Source organism: Gemmatimonadaceae bacterium (genome assembly GCA_035606695.1).
Taxonomy (GTDB): Bacteria; Gemmatimonadota; Gemmatimonadetes; order Gemmatimonadales; family Gemmatimonadaceae; genus JAQBQB01.
Genome location: DATNEW010000044.1, coordinates 59,661 through 76,833 on the forward strand (window position 1 = coordinate 59,661; position 17,173 = coordinate 76,833).

The window sequence follows — 17,173 nt, forward strand, 5'->3', positions numbered from 1 at the left end:
AAATCGTCTCGAAGGCATGTCCTCCGACCGCAACGCCCAGCTCCGGCTCGCCACCTACACGGCGCTCGTGCTCTTCTTCGAGCTCGCCTTCATTCGATACACGTCCGCATACGTGCGTGTATTCGGATTCTATCAAAACTTCGTCCTGATCGGGACGTTCCTCGGAATGGGCGTCGGGCTGCTGCGCGCGGATCTCGCGCGCAAGCTCAATTGGCTCACCGTGCCCGCGACCATTCTTCTCCTCGGTGCCGTCTTCGTCTTCGGCGGCATGCGCATCGCGGTACCGAACGACAAGAGCGAGTTCCTGTGGGGCATCTTCGGCAACGTCGGTCCGACGCACTCGGTTCCACTGACCGTCGTCGTCGCGGTGCTCTTCACGCTCGTCGCGCTGTTCTTCGTTCCTCTCGGTGCACTCATCGGCCAGGAATTTCGCAAGCTGCCGCCGTTGCGCGCCTACGCCGCCGACGTCGCGGGAAGTCTCGCCGGCATCCTGGTATTCGGGCTGCTCAGCGCAATGCGCGAGCCGCCGATCGTCTGGTTCGCCGTCGGCTTTGCGGCGTACATGCTCGTGTCGCTGCGCAACCGGCCATTCCTGATCGGTCTTGCTGTCGCCGGCGCGGCGGCCTTGCTGATTGCCGCGCGGACGGTTCGAGTGTCGCCGGAGTTCTGGTCGCCCTACTATCGCATCAACGTGCTGCGTCGCGACGACGGCGGCTTCATGCTCACCGTCAACGGCTCACTGCATCAGATCATGTTGCCGCTCGACTCGGCGCACGCTGCCACGAGTCCGTACGTGCACGCGGTCTATCCCGCCTACGTGCGGCCGTATCGCTACGCCGCGAGTCTCGACACGGCGCTGATCGTCGGCGCGGGCACCGGCAACGACGTCGCGCTGCTGCTGCAGCACGGCGCCAAGTACATCGACGCCGTCGAGATCGATCCGACCATTCAGGATATCGGCATCGCCGGGCATCCCGAGCAGCCGTATTCGAATCCGCGCGTGCACCGACACATCAACGACGCACGTGCCTACCTGCGCACCACGCCGCATCATTACAATGTCATCATTTTCGGAACGCTCGACAGCCAGACGCTGCTTTCCGGTATGAGCTCCGTACGCCTGGACAACTATGTATACACGGTCGAGTCGTTCAAGTCCGCGCGCAGTCGTCTCGCGCCTGACGGAACGCTGATCGCGTATCACATGTCGGCGAATCCCGCGATCGCGGCCAAGCTATATCAGTTGATCGGCGAAGCGTTCGACGAGCCGCCTGGTGTCTTCAGCGAATATGACTATCTGTTCAACCTGACCTTCGTCGCGGGACACGGCGCGCGCGACGTACCGTCCGTCGCGCCCGCCGTGATGCGCCAGCTCACACAGAACACCGAGCGCCCGCACGACGACTGGCCATATCTCTATCTCTCCGGCCGCACGATTCCCGCGCACTACATCGGCGCGCTGCTCATCGTGCTCCTCGTCGCCGCATCGTTCATCACGGTCGGCGCGCGACGCTCACTTACCGGCGGACGCATCGACATCGCGATGTTCTTCATGGGCGCCGGATTCCTCCTCGTCGAGACGAAGAGCGTGACCGAGATGTCGCTGCTCTTCGGGTCGACATGGACGGTCAACCTCATGGTGTTCGCCGCCATTCTCATCATGGTGCTCATCGCGAATCTCGTCGTGCAGCGACGAGGCTTCGCGAGCACCAAACCGATGTTCGCCGGATTGTTCGCGACGCTCGCGATTGCCTACGCCGTTCCGGCGAGCGCGCTGCTGCCACTTGGCGCCGCGGCGGAATGGATCGCCGGCGGATTCATGGTCGCGCTTCCGATCTTCTTCGCGGCGCTCATCTTCTCGACGCTGTTGTCACGACGGAGCGATGCGAGTCGCGCGCTCGCCTACAACCTGCTGGGCGCCATTCTTGGCGGTGTGTTGGAGTACAGCGCCATGGCCCTCGGCATCAAGGCGATGTACATCGTCGCGGCGCTGCTGTATGCCGGCGCAGCCGTGCCCGCGGTGCGCGAGGAACACACTGCCGACGAGGTCACGCCAGAGGCCGTGGCGTCGGCCGCCTGATCGCTTCGATCGCTTCGTCGTCTTCGAACAACGAAAGCGTCTGTGCCGCGCCCTCGAGCTCGAGCAGACGCTTCTTTCGCCACAAACCACCGCCGTATCCGGTCAGCGAGCCGTCTGATCCGATGACGCGGTGGCAGGGAATGAGAATCGACACGCGATTGTCGCCATTCGCTCGCGCGACCGCTCGCACCGCGGTCGGCTGACCGATCGACTCGGCGACGCGCGCGTACGTCGTCGTCGTACCGTGCGGGATGGTTTGCAGCGTATCCCACACGCGCATCTGAAACGGCGTGCCCGGTGTGCGCATGGGAACGGTGAACTCGCGCCGGTCGCCATCGAAGTACTCGGTGAGCTGCTGCCGCAGCAGATCGAAGACCGGCGAATGACCCCGTTCCAACTCACAGCGAAGCGCGCGACGCACGCGGCTCAACTGTTCGTCGAGCATGCGGCGGTACGTGAACTCGAGCAGCAGCAAGTGCGTGTCGGTCGCGGCGGCGACCATCTCGCCGATCGGCGTCGCGATGTCGGCGAGCATTGCTCGCGGAATGGCATTGGCCATCCCTCATTCTACGCCTCTCGCCGAGCGACGTACAGCAGGCTGGGGCTCGCGCAGTCGTCGTCGCCCGGGGCGAGTCGTCGTCCCTCGCCGTCGAAAACGTCGGTGAGCAGAAATCCAGCGTGGGCGAGCTGCGACTGTTGGCGCTCGCGATCGATGTAGTAGTGCAGTGCGGCGTAGTCGTGCCCGTGGTCGTTGAGCAGCGCGTACTCGTCCTCGACGCGGCGCAGGCGGCGAATGCGCCCATGATTCACCAGGCTGCGCATGAATCGAACGACATGGACGGCCTGCGTTGCCGGATTGTGGGCACGCTCGAGCCACGGCCCGTCGAACGCTCGATGATAGCGCCGATTGTGCGACGAGAACGCGAGCACTCCGTGCGGGCGCAGCACACGCCGAACTTCGCCGAGGGTGCGATGGCGGTCGGCGTGCGAGACGGCGTCGATCACGTTGGCCGACGCGAACACGAAGTCGAACGATTCATTCGCGAACGGTGACAAGTCGCGCATGTCCACGACGCGTGCGTCCACATTCGGCATGCGTTGCCGGAAATGCGCGATCATCGCGGCCGAATAGTCCGTCGCGACGTACGAGCGAGCGTGCGATTCGAGATACCGCGTCGTGCGACCGGTCCCGACACCGATGTCGAGCACATCCTTGCCCGCGAAGTCCGGCTGATAGGCGAGGAGCGCCATCGTCTCTGCGCGGTCGAGCCCGGCGTCGGCCGGATAGAAACTGGGGATGCGCGCCGACTGATAGATCCGGCGATTCACCGCGTCTTGCGGATCGGCGGCGTTGGCCAGCGCGGCGGCTTCGTTACGTGGATCGGGTTGGGGCTGCATCATCGCATCTCTCCTGACAACGGCGCTCAGAGGCGCTATAATCGGGCCACCTCAATGCCGGAGCTTGGGATGCCAGTCTCTCGCCGCTCCTTCGTCGCCGCGCTCGGCGCGGGTGCCACGGGCCTCATTGCCGGGCCTCTCGTCACATGGCGTGGGCACGAAGAACTCTTTGCGTCGCAGGGGCAGCCCGATCGCAAAGCCGATCGCCTACTCGCGTCGCGGCCCGGGATGATTCGGATCGACAGCAACGAGAATCCCAATGGTCCCGGCCGCCGTGCGCTCGACGCGATCACGGCGCGGTTGCATCAATCGAATCGGTATCCGGTCAAGGAAGAGGACGACCTCGTCGCGACGATCGCGAAGGTCCATGGCGTCAAACCCGAGAATGTTCTGCTCGGTTGCGGCTCCGGAGAATTGCTGCGCGCCGCGGTGTACGCGTTCACGTCGCCGTCGCGCGCGCTCGTTGCGCCCGAGCCGACCTTCGAGGCGCCGGGCGCCTTCGCCAAATTCCTGAATCATCCCGTCGTCGCGCCTCGCGTCGACTCGAAGCTCCAGCTCGATCTCGACGCGATGGCCGACGCGGCGCGTGGCGCGGGGCTCGTCTATTTCTGCAATCCGAACAATCCCACCGCGACCGTGCACGGCGGCGATGCGGTGGCGGGCTATGTGAATCGTGTCGCGCAGACGTCGCCCGATACGACTATCCTCATCGACGAGGCATACCACGAATACGTCGCGGATCCGTCGTATCGCACCGCGGTGCCGATCGCGCTCGCGAATCCGCGCGTGGTCGTTACACGAACGTTCTCAAAAGTGTTCGGCATGGCGGGACTACGCGCCGGCTACGCGATCGGGCAGCCCGACACACTCAAGAAGATGGGTGCGTGGCTGCTCGGGTCCAACATGAACCAACTCGTGCTCGCGGCCGCGGAGGTTTCGCTCACCGATACGGCGCACATTCACGACGAGGTTCGTCGCAACGCCGAGGCTCGCGCGTACACGCGAAAGTTCTTCGAGGGATTGGGCTACACGGTGCCGGCCGCGGAAGCGAACTTCATGATGGTGGATGTGCGCCGCGACTCGAAGGCGTTCAAGATGGAGTGCGTGAAGCACAATGTCGCGATTGGCCGCCCATTTCCCGCCGTGCCGAGCTACGCGCGTGTGTCGGTGGGCACGATGCCCGAGATGAAGAAAGCAGTCGCCGTATTTCGGGCCGTGTTGTCGAACCAGGTCTCGCACTGACCACAAACGACTCGCGGTTGCCCTGAACTTGCACTGGTCGCGCGCATGCGTCGTCGTCGTCGTGCGGATTCCGATTCCGAAGCCATCGTCGTCACCCTCGAAGATGGCGTGCAATTGCGCTGTACCATCGCCGCGGTTGGGCGTGAGACCGAGCCCCGGTGGGCGATCGTGGATTCCAAAGCCAATCAGTACGTTGGTCCCGCGGTTGATGCCGACCATTCGCCCGACGCCGTGAAGCGCGCGATCACTGCGTGGTGGGCCACGCATCCGCGGCCGGTGGGCGCCACGGCTTCGTGACGTTGCGCCGGCTGGGCCTCGTTCTGCTGGTCGCGGCGGCGTCGTCCGCCTCCGGCCAGCAGTCCGTGCCCGAGATCCGATTCGACGCGACCACGGACTTTCTCGAGCTGCCTTCGACGCTGCAGTTCGGTGAAGTCGCCGGCGTGACGATCGACAAGCGACGGCATCTCTTCGTCTTCACGCGCACGGGATCGCGAAGCACCGTGCACGGCGGCGTCGCATCGCAGCTCTTCGAGTTCGGACCGAGCGGCGACTTCATTCGCGAAATCGGCCAGAATCTGTACGGCTTTGCGTTCGCGCACACCGTTCGCATCGACCACGACGGCAATCTGTGGGCGGTGGACGAAGGCACGAACATGATCATGAAGTTCAATTCCGCGGGGCGCGTGACGATGGTGCTCGGCCGCCGTGCCGAAGCCGTCGAAGACCCCGCGCCCACTGCCCCCGGCACAGTGCCGCGTCCGGGATGGGGTTCGTTCAACCGGCCGACCGACGTCGCGTGGGACAACGCCGGCAACGTGTTCGTCGCCGACGGATACAACAATTCGCGCGTGGTGAAGGTCGACTCCAACGGCCGCTGGGTGAAAACGTGGGGCGAGCGCGGGACGGGACCCGGCCAGTTCAACATTCTGCACTCGATCGCGAGCGACTCGAAGGGGAACATCTACGTGGCGGATCGCACGAACCGGCGCATCCAGGTATTCGATGCCGACGGCACCTTCGAGCGACAGTTCACCATCGACGTCCCATTCACGAAAGAGCCGAACGTGATGCTCGGCGGCGCGCCGAACGGGAATTCCCTGTCCGTATCGGGCGCGCCGTGGGCGATTTGTATTACACCGCCGCCGCGCGAGGTACTCTACAGCGCCGACGCCGTTCCCGGCCGTATCTACAAACTCTCATTGGACGGCAAGGTGCTCGGCGTGCTTGGCGAGGCGGGGAAGGCGCTCAAGCAATTCGGCTGGATTCACGAGATCGCGTGTCCGTCGGAGAATGAACTGTACGTCGCGGAGCTGCTCAACTGGCGCGTGCAGAAGCTGACCCTTCACCCGTAGCGCTGCAGGCGGATCAGGCGGCGTAGTACGCGTCGATTCCCCAGTCCACGCCCTCGTGCAGCAATTGCTCGGCGTCCGGCTCACGGTCGTCGCACCCGGCGAGCCCGAGCTGCAGCGCCGATTTCATGAGAATGAGCGCGCGCTCTGGAGGAATTCCATCGGCCCGCAACGATTCGGCGTAGTGCGCGATGGCCTGGTGCATGTGCTCTCGCAGTCCGCGACAACGATCGACGATGTCTTCCCGTTCACCACGAAGCGACGAGTTCGTCTCACGAAGCAGAGCAACCTCTTGGAGTAGCGAGCGCGTGCGCTCCGCCACGACGCGTGCGTCGTCGCCGAGCTGTGCTACGTGTGTGACGTTCGTGTCGGACGGTTGCTGCGGAGCCGGCTGGGCGGCCGGTCCGTCGAGCAGCGACCACAGCGCGTCGTCGGACAGCTCGGCCCATGTGTCCGAAAAATTCCAGACCCTCCGTACGATGCCTTCACACTCATAGATCAAACACCGGTCGCGACGTGCGCCCGGAATCCGGCTCGAGTCGACCTCTCGTATCTCCCACGGCACACCATCACGAACCAGCTTTCTCATTCAGCTCACCGATGCGTTTCGGGGCATAAGGCGCATCGTTCGTGCTACGGAATGTCGGCAACGCCGATGCTTCGCGTTTGGCTTCCCAACGCGTATCAGCACGCCACTGGCGCCGCTTCACGTGGCGCGATAGCATCGGGGAATGAGGACGCGCTCGCTCATCCCGGCGGCGCTGTTGCTGTGCGGGTGTAGCCTGCACCACCGTCCGGTGGCGCCGGAGCCCGCGCGCGGCCCAGCCCGGGACACGCTGCTGCTGTTCGATCAATCACGCACCGACAGCGTGGCCCGGCGCGGGATGGCCGACGGCATGGGTGCGTTTCTTGGCAGCGATATCGCCTTCCTGCGCGCCGGAGCGCCGCCGGTGTACGGCGCGGACATCGCGCGCGCGATGCTCGCGTCCACGGCCAACCGGGGCCTCGGAAACCCAACATGGGTTCCGCTGGGCGGTGGCGTCTCGAACGACTTGCGGTCGGGTTATACCTGGGGCATGGCCGCGCACGCCGAAAGTTCGAGCGGGCGAGTGCAAGTCGAACGATACGTCGCGTATTGGCAGCGGACGTCGGGGCAGTCGTGGCGTATTCTGGCCTACGCCGAGATCGGCGGCCCGACCGCGGGCGAGATGCCGCTCACGCCCGCGCAGATCACTCCGCCGCGGCCACGCATTGCCCGGCCAACCGACGAGGCGCGCACCAACGTGCGCGCCGCCGACAGTTTGTTTTCCGATCTGTCATATCGCATGGGCGCGAGCTTCGCGTTCGCGAATACGATCGCCGACGACGGCGCGATGTTCGGCTCGCCGGCGATCCTCATCGGCCCGAAAGCGGTGAAGGAGTATTTCGAGACGCGCGGCGAACCGGCATCGCTCACGTGGCAGCCGGTGTACGCGTCCATTGCCGGCTCGCGAGATCTCGGCTTCACGATCGGGGAATCCGTCACGACGACGCGCGGGCCTTCAGGAGCCGCGGTTCAGCGCTTCGGCAAATACCTCACGGTGTGGCGGAAACAGAAGGATGCATCGTGGAAGTTCGAGGTCGACGGCGGGAACAGCGCGCCGTCGCCGGCGCGCTAGGGTCTGTCCTTGAACAACGCGTTCATCTGCGTGTGCTTCGATTCGAGCGGCACGGCGCGTCCGTCGATGAACAAATACTTCGTGTCCGTTCTCGCCTCGAGCATGTCGCCCGTCGTCACGACGATGTTCGCCATCTTGCCGACGTCGATCGATCCGAGACGATCGCCGACGCCGAAGATCTGCGCCGGCCACAACGTCACCGACCTGAGCGCGTCGGCCTTCGACAACCCGTGCGCCGCGGCCATGCCGGCGTTGTAGGGCAGCGTACGAATTTCCGAGCCGCGGTCGCCCGTCGAGATCGCGAACGTCACGCCCGCCGCGGCGAGCTTGGCGGGAATGGTGTAGTTCACGTCGTACGGATCGTCTTCGCGCGACGGCAGGTGCATGACCGCGGTGACGATGACCGGCACGTCATGTTGTTTAAGGAATGACGCAACCGCCGGCGCATCCTGGCCGCCCATGATGATCGGCTTGAGATGCATTTCCTGCGCGAAGTTGACCGCGTCGCGAATGTCATTCGCGCGATCGGCGGGAAAGATCACAGGCATCTGTCCATTGAGCGCGGGCAGCATCGCGTCGAGCACGACGTCATGCGCCGGACGCGGCAGCGACTTGTCCTTCGCGTACGCGGCCTGCGCCTTTCCGTACGCGTCGGCGTCGCGAAGCATCTTGCGCAGTGAATCCATCTGCGCGGCGCGCACGCGATTCGCATCCGCCGGCGCGCCCTGCTGCAACGCCGCGGCGCGCGCGAACCCGCGGCCGCCAAACCCCGAGCGTGGCAGCTCGATCACCAGCGCGACGCGCGGCACCACCGCCATCTTCGGTGGCGTGTCGCCGGCGAGATTCATCAGCGCCGCCTCGCCCGACATGATGCCGCCTGTCGGCCGTGACACCACCGTCGTGATGCCGACGACGCGCGCCACGCCGATGTGCGCGCTGTGCGGATCGATACCGTAGAATGCCTGCGCATTCGGATTGAACGATCCGACCTCCGAGATGTCGACCGTCGCGACGGCGCCCTGGCCGATCTCCGACAAGCCGACGCTCGATCCCGTCTCGATCATGCCCGGATAGACGTACAAGCCCTTGGCGTCGATCACCTGCGCGTTTGCCGGCACCGCGACGTTCGCGCCGACCGCGGTGATCTTTCCGCCGCTGATCACGACAGTTCCGTTCGGGATGTCCGCGCCGCTCACCGTGACCACGGTGCCGCCGCGAATGGCGAACGTCCCCTGCGGGCCAGGTGATGGATTGTAGGAGCCGAGCTGGGCGGAGGCGGCGATTGGCGCGAGCGCAAACGCGGCGGTCATTCCGAGGAAGCGAAGCGACCGAGGAATCTGCCGTCCCGACGGATTGGCCGGGCCGTGAATCGTGACGCTAGATCCCTCGCTCCGCTCGGGATGACTACACCAGGCATAACAGTTGTTGAATTCACTCATGGTACGATCGCCCTCCGGCCGCGGTCCTGCGCCTCGAGCGCGGCGCGCTCTTGCGCCGCCTGCTGGCGCATCTGCTGGTCGCGCTTGATGTCGAAGAAAATCTCGCCGTCGATGAACGTCGTTTCGGCGGTCGAGTACACGCTGAGCGGATCGCCGTTCCAGATCACCACGTCCGCATCCTTGCCCACCTCGATCGAACCGACCTTGTCCTGCACGCCGAGCTGCACCGCGCCGTTGTACGTGATCGTCTTGAGCGCTTCATCCTCGGTCAGGCCGCCGTACCGAATCATCTTCGCGGCGTCGATGTTCAACCGGCGCGCGCGTTCGTCGGAATCGGAGTTCACCGTGGCCACGACGCCGTGACGCATCAGAATCGCGACGTTGTACGGAATCGCGTCGTACGCCTCGACCTTGTACGACCACTCGTCGGCGAACGTCGACAGTCCCGTGCCGGCCTGCGCGATTTCCGACGCGATCTTGTAGCCCTCGAGACCGTGCTGCAGCGTCTTCACCGTGAAGCCGAACTCCTTGGCCACGTTGAGAAGCATGAGCATTTCATCCGCGCGGTAGGAGTGCGCGTGGACGTACCGCTTGCCCTCGAGCACTTCGACGAGCGGCTCGAGCTCGAGATCGCGCTCCGGCGCGACGGACGTCTTGTCGCCCGCCTTCACCTTCGCGTTGTAGTCGTCCCACGTCGCCTTGTAGTCGCGCGCGCGTGTGAACGCATCGCGCAGCACCTCTTCCTGCCCCATGCGCGTCGACGGATAGCGCAGCGGACGACCCGTCGCCTGCGCCGCGGTCTGCGAGTTCTTCTGCGTGACGTTCTCGCCGAGCGCGAACTTGATGCCCGGCATGGCGCCCGGGAACAGCATCTCGTCCACGTCGCGGCCGTACTTGAGCTTCACGACGGCGTTCTGGCCGCCGATCGTATTCGCCGAGCCGTGCAGCACGTTGATCGTCGTGACGCCGCCGGCGAGTTGTCGATAGATGTTGATGTCCGTCGGATTCAGCACGTCGCGAATGCGCACCATCGACGTGACCGACAACGACCCTTCGTTCACCGCGTCGATCATGGTGTGCGAGTGCGGATCGATGATCCCGGGCATCACGTACTTGCCGCTCGCGTCGATGACCTGCGCGCCCGCGGGCGCCGAGAGATTCTTGCCGATCGCCGCGATCTTGCCGTTCTGAAGCAGCAGGTCGGTGTTCTCGAGCTTCCCCTTCGTGACGGTAAGGACCGTGGCATTCTTGATGAGAGTCGGTCCCGCCTTGCTCGGGACCGGCTGCTGGGCGGCGGCGGCCGCCGCCGCGAGCGCTGCCATTGTTACCGTTAATAAGCATATTTTCATATTAAATCTCCAAAAAGAGATCATGTGCCATTCGCTCCGGTCAGATCTGATCAGAACGTGTCGTGGTGAATCGCGAAACCTCAACTCGAACGCCAGCCGGCACACGACAACCTCTGACAAGATCTGACAAGATCTGACAAGATCTGACAACGTCCGCCTAAACCGGTGGGGGTGAGCCCCGCCGCCCCGACCCCGGGGCGCCCGCCGGCTTCGTCCCCACAAACGTCCCCTGCGGATGCCCGACGATGCGCACCGTCCCCCGCATGACGTTCGCCTCGATCGTCCCCGCGAAGCGCGCTTCCTCCGATCCGTCATTCATCGTGATCGTCGTCCGAAACTGGACGTCACCCGCCGCCGTCACCGAACCATCCGCGATCTGATTGCTCCCCAGCGCGCCCTGAATCGTGCCGCGCAGCTGATCTCCCACCTGCTGCAATGTGAGCGTCACCGGCTTCTCGCCCTCGTCGAGCGTCACCGTGATCTGCCACGTTCCATTCGCGATGAGCGCGGCGCCGTTCGCATTCGTCGGAGCACGTACGTCCATCGGCGTGCCGTCCACGAACACCTGCGTCACGCGCCCGCTGAACAGGTCGCCGCGCGCCACCGTCAGGTTCGCGACCTTCCCCACCTCGACCGACCCCAGCCGGTCGGCCACACCCAGTATCTCGGCGGCCGACAGCGTGAGCGCTCGCACGGCTTGATCGGACGAAAGCCCGGCGTCCACCGCACTCTTCGCGTTCGCGAGGAATTCCGGCCAGTTCGTGAGGCCGCCGTCCTCGAACGCGAACTTGACGCCCGCCGCCTGCAGCTTCGAGGCGAGACGCGGCGCTTCCACGCGCGCGCGCAGCATGCGCGTCGGCTCGGGATCCGCGTCGGGCGACTGCTGCGGACGCCGCGGAAAGTTGAGCGTCGCGAGCACCGGTACGTTCTCCGCCTTGAGCCGCGCCGCGACTTTGTCCGCTTCCTCGCCGCCGGCGATCATCGCGCGAAGGTTGAATTCCCTCGCCAGGTCGAGCGCCCGTTCGATCTCGCGTTGCGACGAGACGTCGAACACCACCGGAATCTGCCGCGACAACACGGGCTGCAGCGCATCGAGCGACGGATCGGGCTCCGGACGACGCATCGCCCGCGGATTCTTCGCATACGCCGCGTTCTCCGCCGCATAGTGCTGCGCGTCCAGCAGCGTTTGCCGCAGGACCGAGAACACGCCCATGAGAGAATTGGGATAGCCGCCATCACGCCGCGGCGTGAAGCCGATGTGCTCGGCCACCGGCGCCCTGACGAGCATCGCCTGCGCGTTCGCGCCGCCGAGGTTCACGACCGCCGACAGTCCGCGGAAAATGCCCGATGACGGCGTCGCGAGAATCGTCGTGATCCCCGCGCTCTGCGGGCCGCTGAACGCATCGGGATCGGCATGGACGAAATCGATCGCCGCGAGCTCGGGCTGCAGCCCCACGGGATGTAACGAGTTCGGCGCGGACATCGCGGCGCCTTGCTGCACCGGAGCGCCGCCCCGGCCCCCGCGGCCGGCCGCGCCGCGCGCCGCATTGTCCGCGGCCGCGGCACTCGCGAGCCCGACACTCGAGTTGGCGTCGATGAGCCCCGGATACACCGTGAGCCCGGCGCCGTCGATGACCCGCGCATCACCCGGCACCGCGGCGCTGGCGCCGACCGCGGTAATGACGCCGTCGCGCACGACGACCGTGCCGCGTTCGATGGCCGGCCCGGCCATTGTCACAATTCTAGCATTAGTAATCGCATACACACTCGGCGCGTTGCGCTCGCGCTGCACGCCGATCTGGGCGCCGAGGAGTGGGGGAGACGCGGCCAGGGTGCCGAGGACGAGCATCGTTCCCGGCATGGTCCGCACGAACCGACGGTTCCGCATTGCGATCCGCATTGCGACAGGACCTCATTGGTGGGATGAGACGCGGCCAGCGTGGGCCGCGACGGCCAATCTCAGACGCAATGCGTCGGATCGCTAGGCGCCCAGGCGCTGTCCGATTGGGGCCATTATATTACCTTGGCGAGCTCATGCTGGACAGGCGGGGACGAATGCCCCCCGGGTCTTCCAGATCTGTGATCTTTACCATGGCTCAGTCCGGTCCGTCCATCGACTATGAAGAGGTATCGGGCATCCATCCCGGGCGACGACGCCGTTCACCGCCGGTCCTAGCAGTCCCTTGTTGTCGTATCATCGCGGAGATTACATGCATACACATCGTCTGTTGGCTGTAGTAGTCGCGGGTTCGATATTCGCCGCGCTGCCAAGCGCACGCGCGCACGCGCAGAGTGGCGGAAACGTCGAGTTGGGTGGCTTCGGCCAGTTCACGCGGACCGACGCCGCGTGGCACGTGCAAAACGGCTGGGGTTTCGGCGGCCGGCTTGGCGTGTTTCTCACGCATCGCTGGGAGCTCGAGGCAACCGCCGCGACGTCGAGCTTCAACAACGAGCCGCCGCGTGTGAGCGGTTCGACGTCGAACCAGACCTATACGGGTCAGTTCAATTACGGCATTCCATTCGGGCTTGGCGGGCACACGCATCAACTGCTGCTCGAAGCCGGCGCGGGTGGAGAGCGCTTCGGCGGACACACGGACTTCACCGTTCCACTCGGCGGCGGATTTCGCTTCATGCTGGGCGACGTCGTCGCGCTGCGGTTCGACGGCATCGTGCAGTACGTCGAGAATCCGACCGCGGCGACGTTTGGATTTCCCCCGGTGGTTGGTGTGAATCCCAAGGCCGCGCGGTCCACCAACGTCGAGATTCGCGGTGGTTTGAGCTTTCTGCTCGGCAATCATCACGCGCCGCCGCCGCCCCCACCGGCGCCCGCGCCCGTCGAGCAGCGGCGCGAAGCGCCGCCGCCGCGCACCGAGCCGCCTCCGCCGCCGGTTCGCATGGCGCCCGCGCCGAATCGTGATTCGATCGATCGCGTGAATCGCGATCGCGAGGCACTGCTCGCGAAGCTGTACTTCGACTTCGATCGCTCGGAGCTGCGCGACGATCAGCGCGCGACGCTCGATGCGAAGCTGCCCGTGCTGCGCAACAATCCGTCGATCCGCATTCGCATCGAAGGCAACGCCGACGAGCGCGGCTCGGACGAGTACAACATGGCGCTGGGCATGCGCCGCGCGCAGACCGCGCGGAAGTACCTGATCGATCACGGCATCGATGCATCGCGCATCGACATCAGCAGCAACGGTGAAGAGCGGCCGGTGTGTCAGGAGCACGATGAGAGTTGCTGGAAGCAAAACCGTCGCGATGAGTTCGTCATCGTCGCGGGTGGTATCAGCTAACGGCTCGAGCGAACTCCTCGAGGTGTAGGGCGAACGGCACACCGAGCAGCTGGGTGTGCCGTTCGTCGTTGCTGTGGAGCGCGTGACAGGAACCGCCTTCCCGAGCCTGGGATTCCTCGATTTGCTCGGTTCGCCCCGCGTACCCCAATCGAGGGTCCCCACATGATTCACCGTGTAGTAGCCTTGGGTCTTGCAACCGCGACGATCGTCGCGTGCGGCAGCAGCAACGACGGCACGCCGACGACACCCGCGTCGCACATCGTGACTTTCACCGCGTCGATGAGCCCCGCCGGTGAATTCGGTTCGAATCTCATTGGAAATCCGCAGGGGACGGGGCAGTTCACCGCAACGCTCGACACGGTGACGAACGTGTTCACGTACAACGTGCAGTTCAGCGGGCTCACGTCGAACGTGAACAACGGCCACATTCACGGGCCGTTCAATCTCGCGGGCACCGCGAACACGGCGAACGTGATTTTGAATTTCGATCCCGCGCAGAGCGGTCACGCTCCGGACGCGGTGTTCACCGGCTTCAAGGCCGCGACGACCGGCTCGGCGACTGGCACGATCACATTGAACGCGGCGACGCAGATCACGTCGACGATCAATGGCGATTCGCTTCGGAAGCTGCTGTTGGCGGGTATGACCTACGCGAACATTCACACGACGAACAATCCGGGCGGCGAAATTCGCGGCCAGATCTCGATCAAGCAGTAGCGCGCGTCTCGCGTCCGCGTCTCGTGTTTCGACGCGTGGACGCGTGGACGCGTGGACGCGTGGACGCTCCGGGCCGGGGATGTCTTCCGGCGAGCGAGTGCAATAGTGCCGATACTACCTGGGCACTATTGCCACGCCTCGCCTCCAGACGTCCCCGGCCCGTCGCTCGTCGGGCTGACCGTGTCATCCTGAGCGGAGCGAAGGATCTCATCCGCGTACGTGATCCCGATGCCGGGACGCGGACGAGATCCTTTCGTCGCTGCGCGACTCAGGATGACGAACGCGCGCGGGCCGCGGTACCCTCTCTAACCAAGACGCGAACGAAAAAAGGCCCGCGCAAATCGCGCGGGCCTTTCGTATTCGTGCAGCCGGATCAGTAGATGTAGACCCGCGTGCCCACCGGCACGTGGTCGTACAGCCACTCGATGTCCTCGTCGCGCAGTCGCACGCAGCCGTGCGTCGCGGCGAGACCGATCGACTCCTTGTACGGCGTGCCGTGCAGGAGGTAGCCGTCGCCAAGGATCAAGCGGTACTTGCCAAGCTCGCCTTCGACTTTACGGTTCTTTGAACCCATCGGCGGAACGAAGAGCGTGTTGTCGAAGACGATGTGCTCGTCGGTCGGCAGCGCGGCGAATTCGCCGTTGTCGATGACGCCGGCCTCGCCGTCCTGCATCGTGAGCAAGCGGCCGTCCGACAGCTTGATGCGCTCGCCGTTGTGCATCTCGCGGATCTTGAGGTCGTATTCCTTCGCCGTTTCGACGTACAGCCAAAGGGGCGGCTGCCAGATCGGATCAGCTTCCTTGCCGAGCACCGTGCGAATGCCGCGCGGCGTGTCGAAGGTGAACTTCTGCTTGCCGTATTCGAGCGTCGTTCCTTTGGCGACCGCGGCGGGGGCGCTCAGCACCGTGTCGTTACCGATGATCGTCCAGAGGTGCGCGTCCTTCAGCGACACCACGATGCGGAAGCCCGTGGCATGCTCGGCCAGCGATCGCTTCTGTTCCCAGTTGATGCTGTCCGCGCGCGACTTGAAGGTGTACTTCGTCGATTCCGACGCTTCGTCGGTCGTATCGACGGCGCTCGCGCGCGGGCGCGTCAGATCATATACCAAACCGCCCTGCGGTCCCTGCGCGGCTACTGGCGCAGGCAGAGAGGCCACGACGGCGGCGGCGCTCAACATTCCGAGGATTTTCTGAAGCCGGTTTTTTTGGATGCTGCTCATGGCGGGCTCTATTGAAAAGGCGCGTCGCGTGGGTGCTCGCGCTGTCTATATAGATCCTACGCCAAATCTGTTCCAAAAGTCACAGATGTAAACGCCGAAACCCATGGCAGACTGGTCTGTGGGCCAGTCTGCCACGGTTCCGCGACGTCCTACGGTCCTGCGTACTGCTGCGGTAACTTCTGGTGCTGCTGTTACCTGCGCCTGCTGAACTACTCATCCTGCAACTACTTGAAACACTTGCAACCGCTCGAGCGTGCTTAGAAGAAATTGACGCCGAACGTCACCGGCACATGCCACGCCGAGCTGAACGGGCTGCCGACGGACGTGTTGTTCTCGGGCGTGAAGTGAATCCAGCGCGCCTCGACGAACATTTCCTTCTTGCCGGCGTGGAACGCGAGACCGCCGCCGAAGTTGTAGCCCCAGCTGCTTTCCCAGTTGCTGTTCTGGATGCCGCTGAGATTCAGCCCGGCGCCAGTGCCCGTGGTCGTCGTCGTGGTCGAACCGGCGATCACCGCGTGCTGCGGGCCGTACCCGGCATTCGTGCCCAGCGTGCCGTTGTCCGCATCGAGCTTGGCGCGCAGGTTCCGGTAGTGCAGCCAGCTGCCACCGCCGATCAAATACGGGGTGAACAGCACGCTCGAACCGAGCGTGTGGTTGAAGAACGGCAGGTTCAGGCGAACATCCGCGTTGCCGTTCCAGACTTCCGGCTTGGGTCCAAGCAGGTCGTAATCCGCGTTGTCGGCGTACTGCGTGAACGCACCGTCAAGACGGAATCCGAGAGCGCTGTTGACGCCCTGCCAGCCAAGATTCACCTGGCCCATCGTGCCCGGCTCATTCACCGTACGAATGGAGCCGTACGGCAGGGCCGGACCAGCGCCCAAACCGAGGTACATCCCACCGATGTGGCGAGCCACCATCGGTACGCTCTGCATCACGGTGTCATGCACGGTCACCGTCGGACCGGTCAAGCGGAGCGTGTCCACTCGACCCATCATGCGCAACGTGTCCGTCTTGTAGACGGTCACCGTGTCGACCCGAGGCGCAACTTCGCCCGGCGACTCCTTCGTGATCGGGATGCGCTTGCTGGACGTCGTCTTCTTGGTCTGCGCCGAAGCCGAGGAGGCGTCGAGAGCGAAGAACGCCGCGCCGGCAACGAGCAGTAGAGCATTACGGTAGAACATTGGGTCTCCTCCCTCTTCGTCGTCCCTGATCGACTTGCCCCCGCGGACGACTACCGGGCGGGATAGCTCGGTGTACCGCATCACACCGAGGTCCCCGATCGACGTACTTCGTCGCGGCACCGCCGGGACGGAAAGCAGAGTTTGTGCCGTCGCAGGCCCGACCGTGGGGTAAATCGCCTCGACAAAGAAGGAGACTCGACAAATTTTTGATCAGTTCGCTCTCACGGCGGACTCAACCGCCACTTGCA

15 protein-coding genes are annotated in these 17,173 nt (G+C 64.7%); 7 read left to right on the plus strand and 8 right to left on the minus strand.

Annotated features, from left to right (window positions below; all coding sequences use genetic code 11):
- Positions 1–16 precede the first annotated feature (16 nt).
- The gene (locus VN706_24005; GenBank protein HXT18710.1) at positions 17–2,080 is read left to right on the plus strand and encodes a hypothetical protein; all 2,064 of its coding nucleotides are present in this window, start codon (positions 17–19) and stop codon (positions 2,078–2,080) included.
- On the opposite strand, the gene VN706_24010 is transcribed toward VN706_24005, so the two are convergent.
- Positions 2,049–2,639 (minus strand): methylated-DNA--[protein]-cysteine S-methyltransferase, encoded by a 591-nt coding sequence (locus tag VN706_24010; protein HXT18711.1) that lies wholly within the window; start codon positions 2,637–2,639, stop codon positions 2,049–2,051. The genes VN706_24005 and VN706_24010 overlap by 32 nt on opposite strands.
- Before the next feature lie 8 nt (positions 2,640–2,647).
- Entirely contained in the window at positions 2,648–3,481 is an 834-nt protein-coding gene (locus VN706_24015) for a class I SAM-dependent methyltransferase (protein ID HXT18712.1), read from the minus strand.
- A gap of 66 nt (positions 3,482–3,547) precedes the next feature.
- Here VN706_24015 and VN706_24020 point away from each other — a divergent pair, with 66 nt between their 5' ends.
- Genes VN706_24020 through VN706_24030 form a run of 3 tightly spaced genes read left to right on the plus strand, consistent with a single transcriptional unit; the run spans position 3,548 to position 6,072 of the window.
- A complete protein-coding gene (locus VN706_24020) occupies positions 3,548–4,720 on the plus strand; it encodes an aminotransferase class I/II-fold pyridoxal phosphate-dependent enzyme (protein HXT18713.1) in 1,173 nt (390 codons plus the stop codon).
- Between the two features lie 45 nt (positions 4,721–4,765).
- Complete coding sequence (locus tag VN706_24025; GenBank protein HXT18714.1) at positions 4,766–5,017, plus strand: hypothetical protein; 252 nt, start codon at positions 4,766–4,768, stop codon at positions 5,015–5,017.
- Positions 4,975–6,072 (plus strand): peptidyl-alpha-hydroxyglycine alpha-amidating lyase family protein, encoded by a 1,098-nt coding sequence (locus tag VN706_24030; GenBank protein HXT18715.1) that lies wholly within the window; start codon positions 4,975–4,977, stop codon positions 6,070–6,072. Before VN706_24025 ends, VN706_24030 begins: the two co-directional genes overlap by 43 nt.
- Before the next feature lie 13 nt (positions 6,073–6,085).
- Here the strand turns inward: VN706_24030 and VN706_24035 are convergent, their stop codons facing one another.
- Positions 6,086–6,658: a hypothetical protein gene (locus tag VN706_24035; protein HXT18716.1), complete on the minus strand. Its 573-nt coding sequence runs from the start codon at positions 6,656–6,658 to the stop codon at positions 6,086–6,088.
- 142 nt (positions 6,659–6,800) lie between these two features.
- Here VN706_24035 and VN706_24040 point away from each other — a divergent pair, with 142 nt between their 5' ends.
- Positions 6,801–7,727, plus strand: a complete 927-nt coding sequence (locus VN706_24040; protein HXT18717.1) for a hypothetical protein — start codon at positions 6,801–6,803, stop codon at positions 7,725–7,727.
- Here VN706_24040 and VN706_24045 read toward each other — a convergent pair.
- The 3 genes from VN706_24045 to VN706_24055 form a co-directional block, all read right to left on the minus strand.
- Entirely contained in the window at positions 7,724–9,037 is a 1,314-nt protein-coding gene (locus VN706_24045) for an amidohydrolase family protein (protein HXT18718.1), read from the minus strand. The two genes, VN706_24040 and VN706_24045, sit on opposite strands and share 4 nt — an antisense overlap.
- 125 nt (positions 9,038–9,162) lie before the next feature.
- Positions 9,163–10,488: an amidohydrolase gene (locus VN706_24050; GenBank protein ID HXT18719.1), complete on the minus strand. Its 1,326-nt coding sequence runs from the start codon at positions 10,486–10,488 to the stop codon at positions 9,163–9,165.
- Positions 10,489–10,672: 184 nt separating this feature from the next.
- Positions 10,673–12,403, minus strand: coding sequence for an amidohydrolase family protein (locus tag VN706_24055; GenBank protein HXT18720.1), 1,731 nt, complete (start codon positions 12,401–12,403; stop codon positions 10,673–10,675).
- Positions 12,404–12,725: 322 nt separating this feature from the next.
- Here VN706_24055 and pal point away from each other — a divergent pair, with 322 nt between their 5' ends.
- Both pal and VN706_24065 read left to right on the plus strand, forming a co-directional pair.
- On the plus strand, positions 12,726–13,808 hold the full coding sequence (pal, locus tag VN706_24060; GenBank protein HXT18721.1) for a peptidoglycan-associated lipoprotein Pal: 1,083 nt from the start codon (positions 12,726–12,728) through the stop codon (positions 13,806–13,808).
- Between the two features lie 162 nt (positions 13,809–13,970).
- Positions 13,971–14,525 carry a CHRD domain-containing protein gene (locus tag VN706_24065; protein ID HXT18722.1) on the plus strand — a complete coding sequence of 185 codons (555 nt, stop codon included), beginning with the start codon at positions 13,971–13,973 and terminating at the stop codon, positions 14,523–14,525.
- A gap of 373 nt (positions 14,526–14,898) precedes the next feature.
- Here VN706_24065 and VN706_24070 read toward each other — a convergent pair whose 3' ends face one another.
- Together VN706_24070 and VN706_24075 are read right to left on the minus strand one after the other, a co-directional pair.
- Positions 14,899–15,744, minus strand: a complete 846-nt coding sequence (locus tag VN706_24070) for a L,D-transpeptidase (protein ID HXT18723.1) — start codon at positions 15,742–15,744, stop codon at positions 14,899–14,901.
- Positions 15,745–16,001: 257 nt separating this feature from the next.
- The gene (locus tag VN706_24075; protein HXT18724.1) at positions 16,002–16,925 is read right to left on the minus strand and encodes a hypothetical protein; all 924 of its coding nucleotides are present in this window, start codon (positions 16,923–16,925) and stop codon (positions 16,002–16,004) included.
- Positions 16,926–17,173: the final 248 nt, after the last annotated feature.